General features: G+C 28.0%; 19 protein-coding genes and 1 pseudogene. 11 read left to right on the top strand and 9 right to left on the bottom strand.

Annotation, left to right across the window (positions count from 1 at the left end):
- Window positions 1-38 precede the first annotated feature (38 nt).
- From R3342_RS09595 to mgtE, 4 genes are read left to right on the top strand one after another with little or no spacing between them, the layout of a single operon-like run.
- Window positions 39-1,751 carry a tetratricopeptide repeat protein gene (locus R3342_RS09595; protein WP_318939818.1) on the top strand — a complete coding sequence of 571 codons (1,713 nt, stop codon included), beginning with the start codon at window positions 39-41 and terminating at the stop codon, window positions 1,749-1,751.
- Between the two features lie 5 nt (window positions 1,752-1,756).
- Window positions 1,757-2,089 carry a DUF4286 family protein gene (locus tag R3342_RS09590; RefSeq protein WP_318939817.1) on the top strand — a complete coding sequence of 111 codons (333 nt, stop codon included), beginning with the start codon at window positions 1,757-1,759 and terminating at the stop codon, window positions 2,087-2,089.
- A gap of 2 nt (window positions 2,090-2,091) precedes the next feature.
- On the top strand, window positions 2,092-2,868 hold the full coding sequence (rsmA, locus tag R3342_RS09585) for a 16S rRNA (adenine(1518)-N(6)/adenine(1519)-N(6))-dimethyltransferase RsmA (protein ID WP_318939816.1): 777 nt from the start codon (window positions 2,092-2,094) through the stop codon (window positions 2,866-2,868).
- Complete coding sequence (gene mgtE, locus R3342_RS09580) at window positions 2,858-4,210, top strand: magnesium transporter (protein WP_318939815.1); 1,353 nt, start codon at window positions 2,858-2,860, stop codon at window positions 4,208-4,210. Before rsmA ends, mgtE begins: the two co-directional genes overlap by 11 nt.
- Here the strand turns inward: mgtE and R3342_RS09575 are convergent.
- Complete coding sequence (locus R3342_RS09575) at window positions 4,194-4,730, bottom strand: RNA methyltransferase (RefSeq protein WP_318939814.1); 537 nt, start codon at window positions 4,728-4,730, stop codon at window positions 4,194-4,196. The genes mgtE and R3342_RS09575 overlap by 17 nt on opposite strands.
- A gap of 63 nt (window positions 4,731-4,793) precedes the next feature.
- Between R3342_RS09575 and mutS the strand changes: the two genes are divergently transcribed.
- The gene (mutS, locus tag R3342_RS09570) at window positions 4,794-7,400 is read left to right on the top strand and encodes a DNA mismatch repair protein MutS (protein ID WP_318939813.1); all 2,607 of its coding nucleotides are present in this window, start codon (window positions 4,794-4,796) and stop codon (window positions 7,398-7,400) included.
- 89 nt (window positions 7,401-7,489) lie between these two features.
- Window positions 7,490-7,807, top strand: a complete 318-nt coding sequence (locus R3342_RS09565; RefSeq protein WP_318939812.1) for a twin-arginine translocase TatA/TatE family subunit — start codon at window positions 7,490-7,492, stop codon at window positions 7,805-7,807.
- Between the two features lie 3 nt (window positions 7,808-7,810).
- Here the strand turns inward: R3342_RS09565 and R3342_RS09560 are convergent, their stop codons facing one another.
- The 5 genes from R3342_RS09560 to R3342_RS09540 all read right to left on the bottom strand — a co-directional run bounded on the left by R3342_RS09560 (window position 7,811) and on the right by R3342_RS09540 (window position 14,316).
- Window positions 7,811-8,452 (bottom strand): O-methyltransferase, encoded by a 642-nt coding sequence (locus R3342_RS09560; RefSeq protein ID WP_318939811.1) that lies wholly within the window; start codon window positions 8,450-8,452, stop codon window positions 7,811-7,813.
- Between the two features lie 21 nt (window positions 8,453-8,473).
- On the bottom strand, window positions 8,474-8,722 hold the full coding sequence (locus R3342_RS09555; protein WP_318939810.1) for a hypothetical protein: 249 nt from the start codon (window positions 8,720-8,722) through the stop codon (window positions 8,474-8,476).
- A gap of 11 nt (window positions 8,723-8,733) precedes the next feature.
- Complete coding sequence (locus tag R3342_RS09550) at window positions 8,734-9,303, bottom strand: sigma-70 family RNA polymerase sigma factor (RefSeq protein WP_318939809.1); 570 nt, start codon at window positions 9,301-9,303, stop codon at window positions 8,734-8,736.
- Between the two features lie 36 nt (window positions 9,304-9,339).
- Window positions 9,340-13,371: a PAS domain S-box protein gene (locus tag R3342_RS09545; RefSeq protein ID WP_318939808.1), complete on the bottom strand. Its 4,032-nt coding sequence runs from the start codon at window positions 13,369-13,371 to the stop codon at window positions 9,340-9,342.
- 150 nt (window positions 13,372-13,521) lie between these two features.
- Complete coding sequence (locus R3342_RS09540; RefSeq protein WP_318939807.1) at window positions 13,522-14,316, bottom strand: HAMP domain-containing sensor histidine kinase; 795 nt, start codon at window positions 14,314-14,316, stop codon at window positions 13,522-13,524.
- 105 nt (window positions 14,317-14,421) lie between these two features.
- Here R3342_RS09540 and panB point away from each other — a divergent pair, with 105 nt between their 5' ends.
- From panB to R3342_RS09525, 3 genes and pseudogenes are all read left to right on the top strand, one after another.
- Complete coding sequence (panB, locus tag R3342_RS09535; RefSeq protein ID WP_318939806.1) at window positions 14,422-15,240, top strand: 3-methyl-2-oxobutanoate hydroxymethyltransferase; 819 nt, start codon at window positions 14,422-14,424, stop codon at window positions 15,238-15,240.
- 4 nt (window positions 15,241-15,244) lie between these two features.
- Window positions 15,245-16,177: pseudogene (locus tag R3342_RS09530) on the top strand (2-hydroxyacid dehydrogenase); the annotation flags it as partial.
- Between the two features lie 454 nt (window positions 16,178-16,631).
- Complete coding sequence (locus R3342_RS09525) at window positions 16,632-16,907, top strand: TM2 domain-containing protein (RefSeq protein ID WP_318939805.1); 276 nt, start codon at window positions 16,632-16,634, stop codon at window positions 16,905-16,907.
- 1 nt (window position 16,908) lies between these two features.
- On the opposite strand, the gene R3342_RS09520 is transcribed toward R3342_RS09525, so the two are convergent.
- Genes R3342_RS09520 through R3342_RS09510 form a run of 3 tightly spaced genes read right to left on the bottom strand, consistent with a single transcriptional unit; the run spans window position 16,909 to window position 20,522 of the window.
- Complete coding sequence (locus R3342_RS09520; protein ID WP_318939804.1) at window positions 16,909-18,759, bottom strand: lysophospholipid acyltransferase family protein; 1,851 nt, start codon at window positions 18,757-18,759, stop codon at window positions 16,909-16,911.
- 38 nt (window positions 18,760-18,797) lie between these two features.
- On the bottom strand, window positions 18,798-20,045 hold the full coding sequence (locus R3342_RS09515; RefSeq protein WP_318939803.1) for an aspartate kinase: 1,248 nt from the start codon (window positions 20,043-20,045) through the stop codon (window positions 18,798-18,800).
- A gap of 3 nt (window positions 20,046-20,048) precedes the next feature.
- Window positions 20,049-20,522 (bottom strand): GNAT family N-acetyltransferase, encoded by a 474-nt coding sequence (locus R3342_RS09510; protein ID WP_318939802.1) that lies wholly within the window; start codon window positions 20,520-20,522, stop codon window positions 20,049-20,051.
- 123 nt (window positions 20,523-20,645) lie between these two features.
- On the opposite strand from R3342_RS09510, the gene fbp reads away from it, so the two are divergent.
- Window positions 20,646-21,668, top strand: a complete 1,023-nt coding sequence (fbp, locus tag R3342_RS09505) for a class 1 fructose-bisphosphatase (RefSeq protein WP_318939801.1) — start codon at window positions 20,646-20,648, stop codon at window positions 21,666-21,668.
- 196 nt (window positions 21,669-21,864) lie between these two features.
- The gene (locus R3342_RS09500) at window positions 21,865-22,473 is read left to right on the top strand and encodes a superoxide dismutase (RefSeq protein ID WP_318939800.1); all 609 of its coding nucleotides are present in this window, start codon (window positions 21,865-21,867) and stop codon (window positions 22,471-22,473) included.
- Window positions 22,474-22,512 lie beyond the last annotated feature (39 nt).

Here is a 22,512-nt window from a genome sequence, read left to right as displayed (position 1 = left end):
TATGTTTTTTTTCTTTGCATTTTTACGCGCAAGAAAACATGCTTGCCTATCAATATTTTAGAAATGGCGAATATGAAAAAGCAGCTGTTTTATATAAATCACTTCACGAAAAAAACGCGTATAATACCAGTTATTTAACTTATTTAATTGATTGCTATTTACAACTTGAAAAATTTGAAGAAGTAAAAAACACTATTAATCAGCAATTAAAATCCTATCCAAATCAAGAGTATTTGTACGTAGATTTAGGTTATAGTTATCAATTACAACATCAACAAGAAAAAGCAGAACTAAATTACAAAAAGGCATTAAAAGCATTAGAAGAATTTCCAAATTTAGGGTTTATTATTGGAAGATCTTTTAGCGATAATAATTTACTCGATTATGCTTTAAAAGCATACAAAAAGGTAATGCGATTAAACAAAAATGCTAATTTCAATTTCCAAATTGCTGCTATTTATGGAGAAAAAGGAGATATTGAATCTATGTTTTCCACCTATTTAAATTTAATTGATTTAAATGAGAATTATGTGCCAACCGTTAAAAGTTATATTGGTAAATTTATAACTGACGATAGTGAAAACAAGTATAACATTTTATTTAAAAACCTAATTTTAAAACGATTACAAAACAACCCTAAAAATAGCTGGAATCAACTTTTAAGCTGGTTATATATTCAACAAAAAGATTATGACAAAGCATTTATTCAAGAAAAAGCATTGTTTAAACGAAATTCATCTAACCTAAATAATCTACAAACCTTAGGAAAAATAAGTTTTGAAAATAAAGATTATGCCAATGCAACTAAGTGTTTTAATTATATATTAGAAAACACTCATGATGTTCCCACTACATTAAATGCTAAACTATATTTACTTGAAATATCGCTTAAAACTAAACTTCCAAATGATAAAATTGAAACTCAATTTCAAAATTTATTTTCAGAATTTGGTGTTAATTCCGAAACCGTAAATATTCAAGTTTTCTATGCCCATTTTTTAGCCTTTAATAAAAACCAGCCTAATAAAGCAATAATCGTTTTAAAAAAGGCATTAAACTTGGCAAACAATAAATTTCAAAAAGGATCTATAAAAATTAAATTGGCAGATGTTTTAGTTTTTACTAACAAATTTAATACTGCCTTAATTTATTACACACAAGTTCAACAAGATTTAAAAAATCATCCTATTGCTCAACAAGCTCGATTTAAAATTGCACAAACCTCTTATTTTAAAGGCGATTTTAAATGGGCACAAACCCAATTAAAAGTTTTAAAAAATGCTACTTCACAATTAATTGCTAATGATGCCTTAGCTTTAAATTTATTAATTACAGATAACGCCGTAAAAGATAGCTTACATTTAGCCTTAAAAACCTATGCAAAAGCCGATTTATTAGCTTATCAAAATCAAAATTTTAAAGCAATTGATACACTTCAAACTATTTTAAATAAATATGAAGGGCATCCTATAGAAGATGAGGCTTTGTTTAAACAAGCTGATTTATTTATAAAAACAAATCAATTTAAAAAGGCTGAGAGTAATTATTTACAAATTATCAACTTAAATAAAGAAGATATTTTGGTCGATGATGCAATATATAATTTAGCCGAACTTTATGAAAACCAATTAAATCTTCCAAACCAAGCAAAAGAATATTATAAAAAAATTATCTTTGAATATCCTTCCAGTATTTTTTTAGTTGATGCACGTAAAAAATATCGAAAATTAAGAGGAGACACTATAAATTAACACTTATGTTTATATACAACGTTACCGTAAATATTGATGAATCCAAACAAAAGGAATGGCTTAATTGGATGAAAGAAACTCATATTCCAGCTATGTTAGCAACAGGAAAGTTTAGCCAAGCTAAAATGAGTAGAGTGCTAATTAATGAAGATATGGGAGGTGTAACTTATGCAATTCAATATACCACCGATAGTTATGAAACTTTAGAAAAATATTACAAAGAAGATGCGCCTAAATTACGAGAAGAAAGTTTAAAATTATTTAAAGATAAATTCGTTGCCTTTAGAACAGAACTTAAAGTAATTAGCAATCAGTTTAGTGTAAGCTCTAAAAATTAAATATGACGGTTAGAGCAAAAAAACATTTAGGCCAACATTTTTTAAAAGATGAAGAAATTGCAAAAAAAATTGCAGATTCTTTAACCGAAAAAAATTACGAAAATGTATTAGAAATTGGTCCAGGAATGGGTGTTTTAACCAAATACTTACTTCAAAAAAAATTCAAAACTAGCGTAATTGAAATCGATTCTGAGTCGGTAGAATATTTAAAAGCAAATTATTTAAATCTTGCCAATAATATTATTTCAAAAGATTTTTTAAAAATTAATTTATCTGATTATTTCCAAGAAAATCAAGTCGCAATTATTGGTAATTTTCCTTATAATATTTCAACTCAAATAGTATTTAAAACGCTAGAAAATAAGCAACAAATTCCTGAATTTTCTGGCATGTTTCAAAAAGAAGTAGCGCAAAGAATTGCTTCAAAACCTGGCAGCAAAGTTTACGGTATATTATCGGTTTTAGCTCAAGCATTTTATACTGTTGAATACCTATTTACCGTTCCCCCTGATGTTTTTAATCCGCCTCCAAAAGTAGATTCTGGCGTAATTCGTTTAATTCGAAAAGAAAATTATACTTTACCTGTTAACGAAAAATTATTTTATAAAATAGTTAAACTTGGGTTTAACCAAAGAAGAAAAACACTTCGTAATAGTTTAAAATCCTTGAATTTATCTGATAAATTAAAACAAGACGCTATCTTTGCAAAACGCCCTGAACAATTATCTGTTGAACAGTTTATTGAATTAACCGCTAAAATTGAGCAAGATGGCATTTGAAATTAACTCCCATTTTTTAAACGATTTTAAAGAATTAATTGATGCAAATAATAGTAAAGAAGTCAAAAATTTACTAGAAGAATTGCATTATGCTGATGTTGCTGAAATTGTAGATGAACTAGATTTTAATAGAGCCCTTTTTGTTTTAAATCTTTTAGATAGCGAAACTACTGCTGATATTTTAACAGAGTTAGATGATGATACTCGTGAGCGCGTTTTAAGCAGTTTATCCTCTAAAGAAATTGCCGAAAATATTGAAGAGCTAGAAACAGATGATGCTGCGGATATAATTAATGAACTTTCAGAAGAACAAAAAAAAGAAGTAATTAGCCATATAGAAGACGTTGAACACGCCAAAGATATTGTTGATTTACTACGTTATAAAGAAAACTCCGCTGGGGGTTTAATGGCTAAAGAATTTATTGAAGTTAATGAAAATTGGACCAATTTACGTTGCGTTAAAGAAATGCGTAAACAGGCACAGGAATTAGAAAAAGTTCACACCATTTACGTTGTTGACGATGACAATAAATTAATAGGTATTTTATCACTAAAAAACTTACTTACAACACCTGCAAAAACACCAATAAAAGAAATTTATGATGACAAAGTGGTTGCTGTAAAAGTAGATGACAGAGGTGAAGACATAGCGCAAATTATGCAAAAATACGATTTAGTTGTACTCCCCGTAATAGATGATTTAGGCGTTTTAGTTGGACAAATTACTATTGATGATGTTGTAGATTTTATTACAGAGGAAGCTGAAAAAGATTACCAAATGGCAGCTGGTATTTCTGAAGACGTTGATTCTGATGATAGCGTTTTAAAATTAACCCGAGCTCGTTTACCTTGGCTATTAATTGGTATGGTTAGCGGAACATTTGCAGCTAGCATAATTACAGATTTTCAAACTGTTATGAAAACTGCGCCAGCTTTAATTATTTTTATTCCTCTTATTAATTCTTCTGCAGGTAATGTTGGAGTACAATCATCTGCAATTGTAGTACAAAGTATTGCCAATAAATCTTTTAAAGGTAAATTATTAACACACATTGTTAAACAACTACTAATAGGGTTATTAAATGGTTTAGTAATGTCTTTAATTGTTTTTGGATTAAGTCAGTTTTTCTTTCATACTAATTTAACCATATCTATTACTATTGCTATAGCTTTAGTGACTGTTATTATTAATGCTGCAGTTATTGGAACTGTAGTCCCAATTGTATTAAATAAACTCAAAATTGATCCTGCTATTGCAACTGGGCCATTTGTAACTACAAGTAATGATATTTTTGGGATTTTAATTTACTTTATGGTTGCTAAATTTATGCTTGGATTCTAATTTTTTTAACCAAATCCCAAAGTACCACACCAACACTCACAGAAATATTTAACGAGTGTTTAGTTCCAAATTGTGGAATTTCTATGCAATTGTCGGATGCAGAAACTACCTCTTGTTGCACTCCTTTTACTTCATTTCCAAAAACAACTGCGTATTTTTTGTTTTTTTCAATTTCAAAATTTTGCAACATCGTGCTATTTTCTGCTTGTTCAATAGAAGAAACAAATATTCCTTCTTTTTGCAATTTTTTAACTAAACTTAATGCGTTTTCAACATATTCCCAATCTACAGTTTCTGTAGCTCCTAAAGCTGTTTTATGAATTTCTTTGTGAGGCGGTTTCGCAGTAATTCCGCATAAATAAATTTTTTCAATTAAAAATGCATCACTAGTTCTAAAAACCGAGCCAATATTATTTAAACTTCTAATATTATCTAATATAACTATTAATGGAGTTTTCTTTATTTCTTTAAATTCAGCGACATTTAATCTCCCAAGTTCACTATTTTTTAATTTTCTCATAAATTCGTTTATCTTTAAAACGGAATAATTAACTTCGCAAAACTAACTTAATTTCCTAAAAAATTGGCAGCAAAAACCAAGAAAGTAACTCCTTTAATGAAACAATACAATGCTATTAAGGTAAAATATCCTGATGCAATGTTATTATTTAGAGTAGGTGATTTTTATGAAACATTTGGTGAAGATGCCAAAAAAGCTGCAAAAATTTTAGGAATCATTTTAACAAAACGTGGCGCAGGAAGTGAAACAGAAACAGCTTTAGCTGGATTTCCACACCACTCCATAAACACTTATCTTCCAAAGTTAGTTAAGGCAGGAATGCGGGTTGCAATTTGTGATCAATTAGAAGATCCCAAAATGACCAAAACTATTGTAAAACGTGGAGTTACTGAATTAGTAACGCCAGGTGTAGCTTTAAATAACGAAGTTTTATCGGCTAAAACTAATAATTTTTTAGCTGCTATTCATTTTGGAAAAAAATTAATCGGAATTTCATTTTTAGACGTTTCTACTGGCGAGTTTTTAACTGCTCAAGGAAATAGCGAGTATATTGATAAACTACTCCAAAATTTTGCTCCAAATGAAATTTTAATCCAAAAACAGTATAAATCTAAATTTGCTCAATTATTTGGAGAGGATTTTTATACTTTTTATTTAGAAGATTGGGTATTTCAATCGGATTATGCTACGGAAACTTTAACCAATCATTTTAAAGTAAAAACTCTAAAAGGCTTTGGAATTGAAGATTTACAGGAAGGAATCATTTCATCTGGCGCAATATTATTTTATCTATTTGAAACACAACACAATAAATTAGAACACATTAATACTATTAAACGTATTTATGAAGATAAATATGTTTGGATGGATAAATTTACTATTAGAAATTTAGAATTATACCATTCAAATTCTGCTAATGCAGTTACTCTTTTAGATGTTATTGACAACACCATTTCGCCGATGGGAGGACGATTATTAAAACGTTGGTTGGCATTACCCTTAAAAGATATTCATCAAATTAATAAGCGTTTAGATATTGTAAAGTATTTTATTAATAATGATGATTTTTTTGAATTAACTACTTATCAAATAAAACAAATAAGCGATTTAGAAAGGCTAGTTTCAAAAGTGGCAACAGGAAAAGTAAATCCACGAGAAGTTGTTTTATTAAAAGATTCATTAAATGCAATTATTCCAATAAAAGAAGCTGCTGAAAAAAGCGATAATAAAGCTTTAAAAATTATTGGAGAACAAATTCAAAACTGTAAAACTTTACGAGAAAAAATTAGTGTTACATTAAACGAAGATGCGCCTGTAAATATTAATAAAGGTAATGTTATTTCAAGTGGCGTTTCCAAAGCATTAGATGAATTACGTGCAATTTCAACTTCTGGAAAAGATTATTTAGATGAAATGTTGGTTCGCGAAACAGAAAGTTCAGGCATTCCATCTTTGAAAATAGCTTTTAATAATGTGTTTGGTTATTATATTGAAGTTAGAAACACACATAAAGACAAAGTCCCTGAACAATGGATTCGAAAACAAACTTTAGTTAATGCTGAACGCTATATAACGGAAGAATTAAAAGAATACGAATCTAAAATTTTAGGAGCCGAAGAAAAAATAAGTGAGCTTGAGCAACAACTTTTTTTAGAACTTATTAATGATTTAATGGATTATATTCGTCCAATACAATTAAATGCGCATTTAATTTCACAATTAGATTGTTTGGCTTCATTTGCACAATTAGCAAAGAAAAACAATTATGTCTGTCCTCATTTAGATGAAACTACTGATTTAGAAATAAAAAATGGGCGACATCCCGTAATTGAAAAACAACTACCTATTGGCGAAGAATATATAGCTAATGATTTGGTTTTAAACAGAAATCAACAGCAAATAATAATGATTACTGGACCTAATATGAGTGGTAAATCTGCAATTTTGCGACAAACAGCACTCATTGTTTTATTAGCTCAAATGGGAAGTTATGTGCCTGCTCAAAATGCTAGAATTGGTATAGTTGACAAAATTTTTACACGTGTTGGTGCAAGTGATAATATTTCTATGGGCGAATCTACATTTATGGTAGAAATGAATGAAACTGCTAGTATTTTAAATAATATTTCTGAAAGAAGTTTAGTTTTATTAGACGAAATTGGAAGGGGAACAAGCACATATGATGGTATTTCAATAGCTTGGGCAATTGCCGAATATCTACATGAACATCCAACTAAAGCAAAAACATTATTTGCAACACATTATCATGAATTAAATGATATGGCTGTAACTTTTAATCGAATTAAAAATTTCAATGTTTCCGTAAAAGAATTAAAAAACAAAGTTATTTTTTTACGAAAATTAGTTCCAGGTGGTAGCGAACACAGTTTTGGTATTTACGTTGCAAAAATAGCAGGAATGCCAACAGCAGTTGTACATAGAGCTAGTAAAATGTTAAAACAATTAGAAAAAAATCATACAAGTCAAGAAGTTAAAGAAACACTTAAGCAAGCAACAGAAAAAGATGTACAATTAAGCTTTTTTAAATTAGATGATCCGTTGTTAGAAGATATTAAAGAAGAAATTTTAGCTACTAATATTGATACGCTTACTCCAATTGAAGCTCTCATGAAATTGAACGAAATTAAACGAATGCTAATTAAAAAATAGTTTTTTGTTTATGATTTTTATTATTAACAAAATCTTCAATTTTCTTTAATTTTAATTAAGTAACTTTGTGCTTTAAATAATATTGAATTATGTTTTTATTTATTAGCGCACCTGAAATTATGGTAGTATTACTTATTGTAGTAATGCTTTTTGGTGCAGATAAACTTCCTGAAATTGCTCGTGGTTTAGGCAAAGGAATGCGTCAAATTAAAGATGCAACAAATGACATTAAAAGGGAAATTAAAAATACTGCGGATAAAAATGATATTAATGTAGATATGGCAGTTGATATTAAAAAAGAAATTAATAAAGTAAAAGACAACTTTGATAATTTTACCAAACCTGTTACTAAAATCAAAGACGAAATAGAAGATTCTATAGGTTCTATAAAAAGAAAAAATCCTTAATAATTACTTTACTCTGCATATTGTTAAACCATCTCGAATAGGTAACATAACAGTTTCAACTCTATTATCTTCAGCAATTTTTTTATTATAAGCAACTATAGATTTAGTGTCTTTATCTTTTGAGTCTAATTCTTCAACAACTTTACCACTCCATAAAACATTATCTGAAATTATAATTCCACCAGAATTCATTTTTTGGATAACCAAATTAAAATAAGTAGCATAATTTGTTTTATCTGCATCAATAAATACCAAATCAAAAGTGTTGTTTAACGTTGGTATAACCTCAGTTGCATTTCCAATAATTTGGTGAATATTATTTTTGTAACTAGATTTTTGAAAATATTTTTTTGCAAAATCTTCTAATTCCTCATTCTTATCTATCGTAAATAATTCGCCATCTTTAATTAAACCTTCCGCCAAACACAAAGCTGAATATCCTGTATAAGTACCTATTTCTAATATATATTTTGGACGAATTAATTTAGATAGAAGAGACAATACTCTACCTTGATATGCTCCACTTAGCATTCGAGGATTTAATATTTTTTGCCAAGTTTCCTTATTTAATTCCTGTAATAGTTTGGGTTCTGTTTCAGTGTGGTTAGAAATATAATTATCTATAATTTCTGGTAAAAAGCGCATTATCTTTAAAAGTATAAAAGGTTATAAATGAGTTTCTAATTCTTTTTCCATTACGTTTTTTTCGTCTTCGTTTAAGCAATTACAAGTTTCATTTATTTTATGCTCATGACTGTGAATACATTTTGTAATAATTTTGTTTTGTTTTGAATATAACCGACAATTTTTACACATAAATAAATGAATATTTAATTTAATTTTTTCCCATAAAGTAGCTTCTCCATATTGGGTTTTATCACAAATTGTTGTTGCTTCATCGCAAGTTATTTTCATGCCCATTTTTTTTAAATTTTAAACCAATTATCTTCCATACATCTTCTTAGTTGGGTTCTAGCACGGTGTATAATTACCCAAAGATTTGACGCTGTTATATCTAATTCCTTACATATTTCTTCCGTTTCAAAATGTTGTAATGTTTTCATTTTAAATACCGAAGCGTATTTTTCTGGTAACTTATCTATACATTCATTTAATGCATGATTTAATTCTTCATTTTCAATAGATTTTTCGGCTTCATTATCCCAGTTAGTTGGAACTCGTTCTTCAATCCATTCTCCTTCTCTTTCTCCATCTGTATAAAAATTCATTTTAACTTCAGCCTTTCCTTTTGTTGAATTAATTTTTCTATAATAATCAATAATTTTTCTTTTTAAAATAGAAATTAACCAAGTACGTTCGCTTGCTAGTCCTTTAAAGTTATCTTTTGCTTTAAGTCCAGCAAAAAAAGTTTCTTGCACTAAATCTTTGGCCAAATCATGATTATTAATTCGGCTAATAGTATAGTTGAAAAGATAATCTGCATGAAGTTGCACCCATTTATTTGGGTTTAGAATATTCTTTTTTGTTGGTTCCATTTACTTTATTTGACTAATTGTAAATGTATAAAATTATTAATTAGCGTATTCATTAATCAGCTCAAATAAAGCTTTTTTATTAATTGGCTTAGTTAAATAATTATCAAAACCTTCTTTTAAAGCATCTACTTTATCAGATTCCATAGCAAATGCTGAAAGTGCTATTATTGGTATTGATTTTAATGATTTAATAATTTTCATGGCTTCAATTCCATCCATTTTAGGCATTTTAATATCCATTAAAACTAAATCTATTTTATCTTCTTTTTTGAATAGTTCAATGGCCATTTTTCCATCATAAGCTTCTATAATAGTATAATTGGTTTTTGAGAATAATTCATTTATGTACATTCTGTTATATTCTTCATCTTCCGCTACTAATATAGTGAGTTTTTGATTTTGGTTTGGAACCATATTTTTTACTTTTTCAATTACTGTAGATACGTTTGGCATTTTTTTAATATATGGGATTGTGAAATAAACGGTTGTTCCTTTTTTTGAAGACTCTAACCAAATATCGCCATTAAATAATTCAACAAATTTTTTCGAGATTGCTAATCCCAATCCTGTTCCTATAATTTGTTTATTTTTTGGCATATCAGCTTGAGTAAATCGCTGAAATATTTTATCAATTAATTCTTCTTTAATTCCTATTCCTGTATCTTTCACATAAAATTCAACCATATTATTTTTAATATGACAGCCAAATTCTATACTTCCTTCATTGGTGAATTTTATAGCATTAGAAATTAAGTTAGTTAATATTTGATTTAATTTGTTTTTATCTGTTTCAACAACACTTTTTAAATTATCAATTTCTTTATTATAAATTAAAGCTAAGTTTTGCTCCTCAACAATTGGTTTATAGAATGTATACAAATCATCTAGCAAGTGGTTTAAATTTACATTTTCATAATTCAGTTTAACCATTCCTGCTTCAATTTTAGAAATATCTAAAATATCATTTACAATGGATAGTAATCGTTTACTACTATTTATAATAACTTTAGCGTATTTTTTTCTATTAACTTCTTTTAAGTTTGGATCTAATAAAAATTCAGAAAATCCAATTATTCCATTCATTGGTGTTCTGATTTCATGACTCATATTTGCTAAAAAAGAAGATTTTAGTTTGTCCGATTCCTGAGCTTTTAAAAGAGCTTGCTTTAATTCGTCATCCTTTTTTTTACGCTGAATAGTTGTACTTATTTGGTCTGCGACAAATTCTAATAAGTTTACATCGCTTAAATTATATTCATCTTTATTATTATAACTTTGTACAACAATTGCTCCTATAGCGTCATCTTTAATAATTAAAGGAACACCTAACCAACATTCTGCAGAAGAGCCAATTAAACTTACTTCTCCTTTTTTTATTAATTGTTGATGCTCATCATTGGTTAATAATAATGGTTTTTTAGTTTTTATTACATAGCCTGTAAGCGAATTTTCTGCTGGGAAATCTTCAACCTCTTCTTTTTCATCTATAAAAATAGGTGTAGAAATTATACCTGTTTTTTTATTGCATAAAGCTATATAAAAATTATTGGTGTTAATAATTAACTCTAACTGCTTTTTAATAAAAAAACTAAATTGTTTAAAATCATTTATGGTTAATGCTGCTTTTGAAATGTTATATAAAACATCTTCTAAAGTATCTTGTTTAACGCGGTCTGTAATATCTTTTACAACAGCGTGAATTGAAATAGAGTTAGAAAATTCTTCTATTTTAGTTAAGGTTACTTCAGCCGGAAAAACTCTTCCTTTTGCATTTTTATGGTACCAAATAAATCTATGAAATCCTTTTTCTATTGCAATATTTATCACTTTGTTTGCTTCATCAAAAGATAATTTTCCGTTTGGTTGTTTTTCTGGCGAAATTTCCGAAGGATGTATTTTTAACAAATCATCTTTAGTTTCAAAACCAAAAAGTTTAATTGCGGCTTCATTCGCTTCAATAAAAATCCCGTTATTTAACACAAAAACAGGATCAATTGATTTTTGAAATATTTCTCTATACTTTTTCTCGGATTTTTCAATTTGCTTTTTATAATCAATTTTCTCAGTAATATCCTCTACTAAAGATGCCATACCGGTTATATTTCCGTTAACATCCTTTAAAGTAACATTATACCAATCACAGCTTATAATTGAACCATTTTTGGTTTTATTTATATTTGTGTATTTAAAGCCACCTTTTTGAGCTAACAATTGTTTTTTAACTTCTGATATTTCTTCAATAATATCTTCTGTCAGTATTAATTCATTAGCACTTTTTCCTATTGCCTCTTCTTTAGTATAACCAAAAATTCTTTCAGCGGACTTATTCCAGTCTAAAACTTTCATGTCTAAATCCCACATAATAGAGGCTAGTGGAGTATGATTAAAGGTTTCTTTTAAACGTTGATTACTTTCAAAAAGTTGATCTTCAATAATTTTTTGCTCCGTTATGTTTTCTACAATACCCTGAATATGAGTAATTTCTTCTTGTTCATTATGTATTAAATCAATATTTGCTTTTAACCATTTTATATTACCTTGTCTAGTAATAATTCTAAATGGATTGGTTTTAAATTCTCTTTTTGATGTGCTTTTAGTTAATTTAAAAACCTCAGACCTTATATAAGGTAAATCATCCGGGTGAATTACTTCGTGCAATTTAATCGCTCCACTTAAAAATTCTTTATAAGAATATCCAAATAATTTTTTAGAATTTTCGGAAACAAAGACGACAGGAAAATCATATTTGTTTTCAGTTAAAAAAGCAACTGATGAGCTTTTATTTATAATATTATAGGCTTCTTTAATTTTATTTTCAGCCTTCTTTTTTTCTGTAATTTCTTCAAAGAACATAGAAACACCATCTTTATAAGGTATTATTCTATTATCAAACCATTTGTTCCAAGGTTCAAAGTAGTTTTCAAAATGAATAGTAGTATTGGTTTCTATTGCTTTATGAAAAGAATCGTAAAACACATCTCCTTCTTTTTCAGGAAATTCAACCCAAATGTTTTTTCCTAATAACTCAGAAGAGTTTTTTCCTAATAATATTTCTGCTTTTTTATTTACATATAAATAGTTGGAGTTTTTATCTAAAATTACAAATCCATCATTAATACTAGAAATAGTGTTTGACAATAAATTTTTAGTGCTATTTAAATTTCTCTCAGCAAGAATATTTTCAGTAATGTTTTGAAAAATTCCAATAATTTTTATAACTCTATTTCCTTCGCAAATTACATTCCTAGTTTCTTGGAGGTATATTAATTCTCCTTTGCTAGTAATTAATCGGTACGAAAAATTTTGATGTGGATTTTTTAATAAATAACTTATTTCAAAATTATCTACTAGTTTTTTATCTTCTTCATGAACAAATGATAAATAAAACTCTAAATCTAACTTACGTTTACTTTTTTGAATACCTAGTAGTTGATAGGCTTCTGATGACCAGTAAAGTTCATTGGTTGCATAAATATAACTCCAACTTCCAATTTTTGCTATTTTTTGAGCTTCTTTATACCTATTTTCACTCTCAATTAGTTTTTTTCTATCCCGAACTCTTTCAGTAATATTTTCAACTGTTACAAAAACTTTTTCTAAAGTTTCTTCATAACCATCTTGTACTTTAAAATTAATTAAAATATCTATTTCATCTCCTTCAAAAGTTTTATTTACGGTTTCAAGTTTTGAAGTTTTTTCACCTAACAATATATCTAACACCAATTTTATAAAACCTGTGTAAGATTTTTTGGTGAACATTTTTTGTAAATTACCTAATAAATCCTCTTTATTTTTAGCCTTGTAAAGCTTTACTGCTGCATTATTAACTTCCTTAATTATGTGTAATGAATTTATTTTATGAATTACATCTGGAGTATTTAATAAAAAAGATTTAACATCTACTTTTTGTTCTTCGGCTTTGGTTATAATGTATTGTTTAATCTGCGAAAAATCCTGCACAAAAATGGCTATTGGTATATGCTCAAAAAAAGAGTAATCTTCTTTTGGAGAATTTACTGAGGTTTCGTTAAACAAATTTGATTTTAAATTATCATTAACCATGGCCATATTATAAGATTCGACCTAAAATATTTTTTTTAATATGTGCAATATATATTTTTTGCATTCTATAACATAATAAAATTACGCTTTTTTTTAATAAACGGCGCGTTTTTAGCAATAAAAATACAAATTACAATATTTTAAAGAAATTGAAAATTACGCTTTTTTGTAAAAAATTCTAAATTCTGAACCCTGATTTAATTTACTTTTTACTCTCAAAACTCCTGAATGTTTTTCAACAATCATTTTAGCAATAGTTAACCCTAAACCAATACATTTATTTTTTTCGTTATCATAAGTATTTACCACAAAAAAAGGTTCAAATATATGAGGTAAATTATCTTCTGAAATACCAATTCCTTCATCTAAACAAGCAATTTCAATTTTATCATTATTTTCATTTATAGCAATAGTAATAGTAGTGTTTTCAAAGGAATAACGAATCGCATTATCTAAAACATTATATAACGCTACCCCCATTTCTGAAGTATCTATATTTAAAAATAATTCTTTTTTATTGTATTTTTTTAGGATAGTTATGTTTTTATTATCTGCTTTTTCAGCTAGCTTAGTAACTATATTATCCATCAATTCAATAAGGTTTACCTTTTCTAAATTGAGTACAAATTCTGAAGATTTTACTTGGGTGTATTTTGAAATAGACGTTAAAAAATTTATTGAAAATTTAGCGGAGTTTTTTATCGCGCCTAAGTATTTAGTTAGTTTTTCTGGAGTATAATCTTCCAAATCTTCTAACATCATTTCAGAAAAAGAAGAAATTACCCCAATTGGATTTTTTAAATTATGAGTAAGTTTTCCTAATACTTTTTTGTTTTCTTTACTAGCAGATATTAGTTGATTATTTTTTTGTTTTAATTTCAAACTTAATTCAACTATTTTTTCTTCTAAATTTTGAATGTATTCTTCGGATTCTTTATCAATTGGGCTCAAGGCTTAACTTTTTTATGTAAATTTAGTCGAATTATTACACATTTTCAAAATATTGTATTACTGATTTTTGATTACTTTTGCTTTTTACTATAAAACATTAAAATAATGACCTCCTCAAAAAACGATTATAAAAGAATTACTACTAATAGTTTAGTGGAAATGAAACAAAATGGCGAAAAAATTGCCATGCTTACTGCCTATGATTTCACTATGGCAAAAATTTTAGACAATGCAGGTATTGACGTTATTTTAGTAGGAGATTCAGCATCTAATGTAATGGCTGGGCATGAAACAACTTTACCTATTACATTGGATCAAATGATTTATCATGCTAGTTCCGTAATTAGAGCTATTAATCGTAGTTTGGTGGTTGTAGATTTACCTTTTGGAAGTTACCAAGGCAACTCTAAAAGTGCTTTAGATTCTGCTATTAGAATTATGAAAGAAGCTGGCGCACATTCTGTAAAATTAGAAGGAGGAAGTGAAATACGAGAATCTATTTCAAGAATACTAACTGCTGGTATTCCTGTAATGGGACATTTAGGTTTAACACCACAATCTATTTATAAATTTGGAACTTATACCGTTAGAGCCAAAGAAACTGAAGAAGCGGAAAAACTGAAAGAAGACGCAAAATTATTAGAAGAATTAGGGTGTTTTGCATTGGTTTTAGAAAAAGTTCCAGCTAAACTTGCAAAAGAAGTTGCAGAAAGCCTTTCTATTCCTGTAATTGGCATTGGAGCAGGAAATGGTGTTGATGGACAAGTACTTGTTATGCATGATATGTTAGGAATGACTCACGAATTTAGTCCTCGTTTTTTAAGACGATACGCTAATTTATATTCAGAAATGACCTCAGCTTTTAAAAATTACATAACCGATGTTAAAAGCGAAGATTTTCCAAACGAAAATGAACAATATTAAATAAATGAAAGTTTTACTTGCCGATAAAAATCATCCTTTATTAAAAACTCAATTAGAAAAATTAGGTTGCATTTGTGAGGAAGATTACGCTTCAACCAAAATTCAGATTGAAGAGAAAATTCAGCATTACCAAGGAATTGTAATTCGAAGCAGATTTAATATCGATAAACAATTTATAGATAAAGCTATTCATTTAAAATTTATTGCTAGAGTTGGCGCAGGACTTGAAAGTATTGATGTAGAATACGCTAAACAAAAAGGAATTGAACTTATCTCTGCTCCTGAAGGCAATAGAAATGCTGTTGGAGAACATGCTTTAGGAATGATTTTATCACTTTTTAATAATTTAAAAAAAGCTGATTTAGAAATTAGAAATGGTAAATGGCTACGAGAGGAAAATCGTGGTTTAGAATTAGAAGGCAAAACTGTAGGAATTATTGGCTATGGAAATATGGGGAAATCCTTTGCTAAAAAATTAAAAGGTTTTGATGTAAATGTAATTTGTTACGATATTTTAGATAATGTAGGTGATGAAAACTGTAAACAAGTAACTTTAAAGGAATTACAAGAAAAAACAGATGTGTTAAGTTTACATACCCCTTTTAACAAATTATCTCACAAAATGGTAAACACCAAGTTTATCAATAATTTTAAAAAACCACTCTACTTAATTAATACTGCCAGAGGTTCAGCAGTTGTAACAGATGATTTAGTAAAAGCTATAAAAGTTAATAAGATTTTAGGAGCTTGTTTAGACGTTTTAGAATATGAAAAATTATCTTTTGAAAATTTATTTGAAAATAAATCTTTACCAGAAGCCTTTAGTTATTTAATTAATTCGAATAAAACATTATTATCACCTCATATTGCAGGTTGGACAGTAGAATCAAAGATTAAATTAGCACAAACTATTGTAGATAAAGTTGAAGAAATGTTTTTCACAAAAAGCGATAGTAAATCAAAACCTGAGTTCCAAAAAGTTACTGGAATAGGTGGGTTATTTTTTAAAACCGAAAATCCTGATATATTAAAAAAATGGTACAAAAAACACCTTGGATTTAATACGGATGATTGGGGTTGTACTTTTTGGTGGAATGATTCCAACGGAAAAAAAGCAAGCACACAATGGAGTCCTTTTAAAAGTGATACTAACTATTTTTCTCCTTCACAAAAAGAGTTCATGTTTAATTATAGAGTAGATAATTTAGAAAAACTACTTCTGCAACTTAAAAAAGAAGGCATATCTAATATTGGTAACATTGAAGAATATGATTATGGAAAGTTTGCTTGGATTTTAGATCCTGATGGGAATAAAATTGAACTTTGGCAACCAATTGATACTGCTTTTATCAATTAATTTTTTACTTTTAAACTTTCAAAAAACTTAAACTATGGATATTGTAGACGAAAACGGTAATGTAGTCCCTAACCAACAACAAGAAAGCAAAAGAGTTCTTGCGGGTGTATTAGCTATTCTAATTGGATCTCTAGGAGTTCACAAATTTATTCTTGGCTATACAAAAGAAGGTATCATTCAATTAATTCTTACTTTTATAAGTTGTGGTGTTTTATCTATAATACCTCTTATTGAAGGCATTATTTATTTAACAAAATCTGATGCAGAATTTATAGAAATGTACCAAAAAAACGAAAAACATTGGTTTTAATTTAGCCTTTTGAAGTAGGAGTTTCATCTACTCCATTTTCATTATTTCCTACTGCTTCACTGTTGCTTTCTAATTGAGCTTGAAACTCTTCCATTACTGGTTTTACAGTACTTTCTGGTATATCTGAAATTCTAATATACATTAAACCATCAATAGCATTATTAAATTTTGGATCTACGTTAAATGCTACCAACCTTGCGTTTTGTTTAACATACTTTTTAATTAAAACTGGTATTCGCAAAGCTCCAGGCTCAATTTCATCTATAATTTTATCAAACTTATTTAAATCGGCTTGTGTAGAATCAAAAACAAAATCTTTATCTGCGTCTTTTAACTTTACTTTATATTCTTGTTTTGGGTGAATATATTGAGCAATGTATGGATCATAATAATGAGATTTCATAAACTGAATCATCAGTGATTTAGAAAAATTAGAAAACTGATTGCTTATACTAACTCCACCAATTAAATATTTATACTCTGGATGACGCAATGTTATATGAACAATACCTTTCCACAATAAAAATAAAGGCATTGGTTTTTGTTGGTATTCCTTAATTATAAAAGCTCTTCCCATTTCAATAGAGTTTTCCATCATAGAATATAATTCAGGCTCAAACTTAAATAAGGTTTGAACATAAAACCCTTCAATACCATATTTTTCAAAAATCCCTTTCCCAAACCCCATTCGGTAAGCTCCAACTAATTTTTTACTGCTATCATCCCATAAAAATAAATGGTGATAATAACCATCAAAAACATCTAAATCTATAGATTCATTTGTGCCTTCGCCAACTTCTCTAAAAGTTATTTCACGTAATCGACCAATTTCAAATTTAATATTTGGTATTTTTTCACTTGCGGCAAAAAACACTTCGTAATTTTTACTCTTCAGTAAACATCCTCCATTACCTCTTAAATCTTCAACTTCTTTAATTATTTTGTCTATATTTTTTTGACAAACTACTTCTTTTGGCTCTCTGTGTTTTTTTGAAATTTTTAATGAATTTGCTACAATATTTTTAACTTCTTTTTCAAAAGGATTTGCCAACATATAAGTTTTTCTACGAATAAAATCGCAAAAATCAACTGTATTTTTATATTCTTCTTGATCTTTAACTAAAATTGGTTTGCCAATTCGAACCTTAATAATTCGTTCTTTTTGAGAAAGTAATTCTGATGGTAATTTTGCAGTGCGCAGTTTATTGTTAAGTTTGGATAAAAAATAAAACAAACGACTGTTTTTTGCATGAAAATAAATTGGAATTATTGGAACTTTGGCTTTTTGAATCAATTTAATTGCTCCTTCTTCCCAAGGTTTATCTACAATTAATTTACCATCTTTATAGGTTGAAACTTCTCCTGCTGGAAATATTCCCAAAGGAAATCCTTGATCTAAATGTGCAAAAGCACTTTTTAATCCTGCTAAACTAGATTTAGTATCTTTTCTATCTTCAAATGGATTAACTGGTAATACAAAAGGTTTTATTGGCTCAATTTTATGTAGTAAAAAATTAGCAATTATTTTATAATCTGGTCTTTTTTCAATAAGTAATTTTAGTAATAAAATACCATCAATACCTCCTAAAGGATGATTTGAAACCGTTATAAAAGCTCCCGTTTTAGGAATTCGTTTTAAATCTTCTTCTGGAATTTCAAATTTAATTTGTAAATCATTTAATAAGGCCTCAAAAAATTCAAGATCTTCTAAATGTTTATGCTTATTATAAATTTTATTAATAGTAGAAATTTTGAGTACTTTTAGTAAAAGCCAACCTAAAAAGGTTCCTAAAAATCCATACTTATCAAGGCTTGTTGCTTTTGCAACTTCTTTAGCTGTTACTAAACTCATTTATTATAAATTAACCGTAAATACAAAAATACACAAATTTATTTCATAATAAATTGAACGGTTCCTTTTGTTGCCTGTTTTAAAAGTAAAGTTCCTTTTTTATCTATAAACTCAATTGCTTTTTCATTTGCATGCCTTACAGTGTATAATGCTACATTATTAGTGTAGTTTACTTTATATTTTAAATTTATTTCTTTTAAGAAATTATTAAACATATTGTATTTATCTTCTATACAAACAGAGAAACTTATTGCGGAATTTTGAATTAAATTAACCTTTAACTTAAATTGATGCAATTTTTTAAAAATATCGCTTAAATTTTCTTCTACCATAAACGAAAAATCTTTTGCAGATATGGCTATTAAAATTTGATTTTGCTTTAAAATATAACAAGCAATTTTAGGTTCTAAGTCAACTCCTTTAGAAACTGTTGTTCCTTTATTTTCTAATTCATAAAAAGATCTAACATATAAAGGAATATTTTTATTTTCTAATGGTTTTAAAGTTTTTGGATGAATTACGGATGCTCCATAAAAAGCCATTTCAATAGCTTCATTATACGAAATACGCTTTAACAGTTGCGTATTTTCAAAAAAGCGTGGATCTGCATTTAAAACGCCAGGTACATCTTTCCAAATAGTTACACTTTTAGCTTCTAAACAAAAGGCAAAAATAGCTGCGGTAAAATCAGAACCTTCACGACCAAGCGTTGTAGTTTTTTGCTCTTTATTTGAACCTAAAAATCCTTGAGTAATTATTAATTTATCTGATTTTAATTGCTGAATATTTTGTTGTGTTTTCTCCCAATTTACTTTTGCATCTCTATAAAAAGCATCTGTTTTTATATAATCCCTAACATCAACCCAATTATTTTTAATATTAATTTCATTTAAATAAGCGCTTACTATTTTAGTAGATAAAAGTTCTCCAAAACCTACAATTTGATCGTAAATTAAATTATAATTTTTAGATTTATTTTGAATAAGAAATGTTCCAAGTTGCCCAAATAAAATTTCAATTTCTGTAAAAATAGAATGATCTTTCTTTTCAAACAATTCATTAGTTATTTGAAAATGAAAGTTTCTAACTTCATCAATGTTTTTAGAAATAGATGCTGATTTTTTAAAATACGAGTTTACAATTTTTTCAAATGCATTAGTCATTTTACCCATTGCCGAAATTATAACTATCGTATTTTTAAAACCTTCATGTTTTAATACGCTTGCAACGTTTTTTACACTTTTAGCATCTTTTACAGAAGCGCCACCAAACTTGAAAACTTTCATTTATTATTTTAAATATTTTGCTATTCCTTCTCTTGTCATTTGTGCTGTATCCCAATCTCTTAATACTGTTGCCCCAGATTTTTCGTAAAAATCAATAGCTGGTGTATTCCAATCTAAAACTACCCATTCTACACGTCGTACATTTTTTTCATAGGCATACTCTAATACTTTTTTATACAAGGCCGTTCCAATATTTAAACCTCTCATATCTTTAGACACTATCAAATCTTCTAAATGAATTGTTGGCCCTTTCCAAGTAGAATATCTTGGGTAAAATAATGCCATTCCAACAATTTTATTATCCATTTCTGCAACGTAAGTTTTAAACAATGGTTTGTTTCCAAAACCATCTTTTTCTAAATCTTCTAACAAAACCTCTACAGCATCTGGTTCTTTTTCAAAAACCGCTAATTCTTTAATTAGTTTTAATACCGATGGCATATCTTCTATTTCTCCTTTTCTAATTATAAAACTCATTTCTATATTATTTATTAATCCTTATCCGCTAAAATAAAAAATCTTTAACCAAAACTAACTTTTAATCAAGTCTCTTTTAAAATTTATTTTACCGATATTTGCAAAAACAAACAACACCGCACTATGAAAAATAATCATCTTACCTTAGGGGAGTTTATTATTGAAAACCAAAAACATTACAAATCTACTACTGGAGAATTTACACGTTTAATTAGCTCTATAAAATTAGCAGCAAAAGTGGTTAATTATAAGGTTAATAAAGCAGGTTTAGTTGATATTTTAGGTGACGCTGGAGATACAAATATTCAAGGAGAACATCAACAAAAGTTAGATGTTTACGCCAACAATGTTTTTATGGAAACTCTTATTAACCGTGAAATTGTTTGTGGAATTGCTAGTGAAGAAGAAGATGAATTTGTAACTATTAAAGGGAAACATGAAACTAACGAAAATAAATATGTAGTTTTAATGGATCCGTTAGATGGTTCCTCAAATATTGATGTAAATGTTTCGGTTGGAACTATTTTTTCAATTTATAGAAGAGTAACTCCAATTGGTACTCCTGTAGATAAAATGGATTTTTTACAACGAGGAAATCAGCAAGTTGCAGCTGGCTATGTAGTTTATGGAACCTCAACTATGTTAGTTTTAACCTCTGGAAATGGAGTAAACGGATTTACCTTAAATCCAGCAATTGGTTCGTTTTATCTATCACATCCAAATATGAAATTTCCTGAAAATGGAAAAATTTATTCTATAAACGAAGGAAATTATGTGCATTTCCCTCAAGGAGTTAAAGATTATTTAAAATACTGCCAAGAGGAAAAAGAAGATAGACCTTATACGTCTCGTTATATTGGTTCCTTAGTGTCTGATTTTCATAGAAATATGATAAAAGGAGGTATTTATTTATATCCAACAAGCACTAAAAATCCAAAGGGAAAACTACGATTATTATACGAATGCAACCCAATGGCATTTTTAGCCGAACAAGCTAATGGCAAAGCAAGTGATGGTTATAAACGAATTTTAGACATTAAACCTAGCGAATTACACCAACGAGTTCCATTTTTTTGCGGAAGTAAAAATATGGTGTCTAAAGCAGAAGAATTTATGGCAAAATACCCTAAAGATGCCAATTACTAAATTTTTAACTTAATTTTAGCAAATCTAATTTTAAGTCCTAAGCCATTGCAATATATAGAAAAATAGTACTTTAATTGCTTTACTATAATTGAAATCAATTCTACCATAAGAAGATTTGATTTTCAGGTTTGATACTTTAATTTTGGTTGTGTACCTTTGGGTATAAACTAAAAAATAAACTTAAAAACATAAAATTATGGCTTTCGAAATACCAAAATTACCGTATGCTTACAACGCTTTAGAACCACATATTGATGCAAGAACGATGGAAATCCATAGCACAAAACACCATGTTGGTTATACTAACAATTTAAATAAAGCTATAGCTGGAACTGATTTAGATTCAAAATCAATTGAAGATATTTTAACTAATTTAGATTTATCCAATACTGCTGTTAGAAATAATGGTGGTGGTTATTACAACCATCATTTATTTTGGAATGTAATGAATCCTGAAGATAAAGGATACTTATCTGGAGATTTAAAAGATGCTATTGTTGCAGAATTTGGGTCAGTAGAAGCTTTTAAAGATGCTTTTGCAAAAGCAGCAGCTACTAGATTTGGTTCAGGTTGGGCTTGGCTTTGTGTTCATAAAGGAGGAAAACTTGAAATTTGCTCTACTCCTAACCAAGATAGTCCATTAATGCCTGGCGTAGCTTGTGGTGGATTTCCAATTTTAGGAATTGATGTTTGGGAACATGCCTATTATTTAAAATTCCAAAACAGAAGACCAGAATATATTGATGCTTTTTTCCATGTAATTAACTGGAATTATGTTGAAAAACTTTACGCAGAAAACAAATAAAATTTCTACATACTTACTACTATTAAAATCAAAAAAAGA

It is taken from the genome of Lutibacter sp. (assembly GCF_033723435.1).
Classification (GTDB): Bacteria; Bacteroidota; Bacteroidia; order Flavobacteriales; family Flavobacteriaceae; genus Lutibacter.
The sequence above is the reverse complement of the archived record's forward strand: the minus strand, read 5'-3'. Positions and strand labels throughout refer to the sequence as shown.

Excerpts from the sequence above, each read along its gene's own strand:
- R3342_RS09595 (WP_318939818.1), top strand. The coding sequence starts at position 39 with ATGCTTGCCTATCAATATTTTAGAAATGGCGAATATGAAAAAGCAGCT.
- R3342_RS09590 (WP_318939817.1), top strand. The coding sequence starts at position 1,757 with ATGTTTATATACAACGTTACCGTAAATATTGATGAATCCAAACAAAAG.
- rsmA (WP_318939816.1), top strand. The coding sequence starts at position 2,092 with ATGACGGTTAGAGCAAAAAAACATTTAGGCCAACATTTTTTAAAAGAT.
- mgtE (WP_318939815.1), top strand. The coding sequence starts at position 2,858 with ATGGCATTTGAAATTAACTCCCATTTTTTAAACGATTTTAAAGAATTA.
- R3342_RS09575 (WP_318939814.1), bottom strand. The coding sequence starts at position 4,730 with ATGAGAAAATTAAAAAATAGTGAACTTGGGAGATTAAATGTCGCTGAA.
- R3342_RS09565 (WP_318939812.1), top strand. The coding sequence starts at position 7,490 with ATGTTTTTATTTATTAGCGCACCTGAAATTATGGTAGTATTACTTATT.
- R3342_RS09560 (WP_318939811.1), bottom strand. The coding sequence starts at position 8,452 with ATGCGCTTTTTACCAGAAATTATAGATAATTATATTTCTAACCACACT.
- R3342_RS09555 (WP_318939810.1), bottom strand. The coding sequence starts at position 8,722 with ATGAAAATAACTTGCGATGAAGCAACAACAATTTGTGATAAAACCCAA.
- R3342_RS09550 (WP_318939809.1), bottom strand. The coding sequence starts at position 9,303 with ATGGAACCAACAAAAAAGAATATTCTAAACCCAAATAAATGGGTGCAA.
- R3342_RS09545 (WP_318939808.1), bottom strand. The coding sequence starts at position 13,371 with ATGGCCATGGTTAATGATAATTTAAAATCAAATTTGTTTAACGAAACC.
- panB (WP_318939806.1), top strand. The coding sequence starts at position 14,422 with ATGACCTCCTCAAAAAACGATTATAAAAGAATTACTACTAATAGTTTA.
- R3342_RS09525 (WP_318939805.1), top strand. The coding sequence starts at position 16,632 with ATGGATATTGTAGACGAAAACGGTAATGTAGTCCCTAACCAACAACAA.
- R3342_RS09520 (WP_318939804.1), bottom strand. The coding sequence starts at position 18,759 with ATGAGTTTAGTAACAGCTAAAGAAGTTGCAAAAGCAACAAGCCTTGAT.
- R3342_RS09515 (WP_318939803.1), bottom strand. The coding sequence starts at position 20,045 with ATGAAAGTTTTCAAGTTTGGTGGCGCTTCTGTAAAAGATGCTAAAAGT.
- R3342_RS09510 (WP_318939802.1), bottom strand. The coding sequence starts at position 20,522 with ATGAGTTTTATAATTAGAAAAGGAGAAATAGAAGATATGCCATCGGTA.
- fbp (WP_318939801.1), top strand. The coding sequence starts at position 20,646 with ATGAAAAATAATCATCTTACCTTAGGGGAGTTTATTATTGAAAACCAA.
- R3342_RS09500 (WP_318939800.1), top strand. The coding sequence starts at position 21,865 with ATGGCTTTCGAAATACCAAAATTACCGTATGCTTACAACGCTTTAGAA.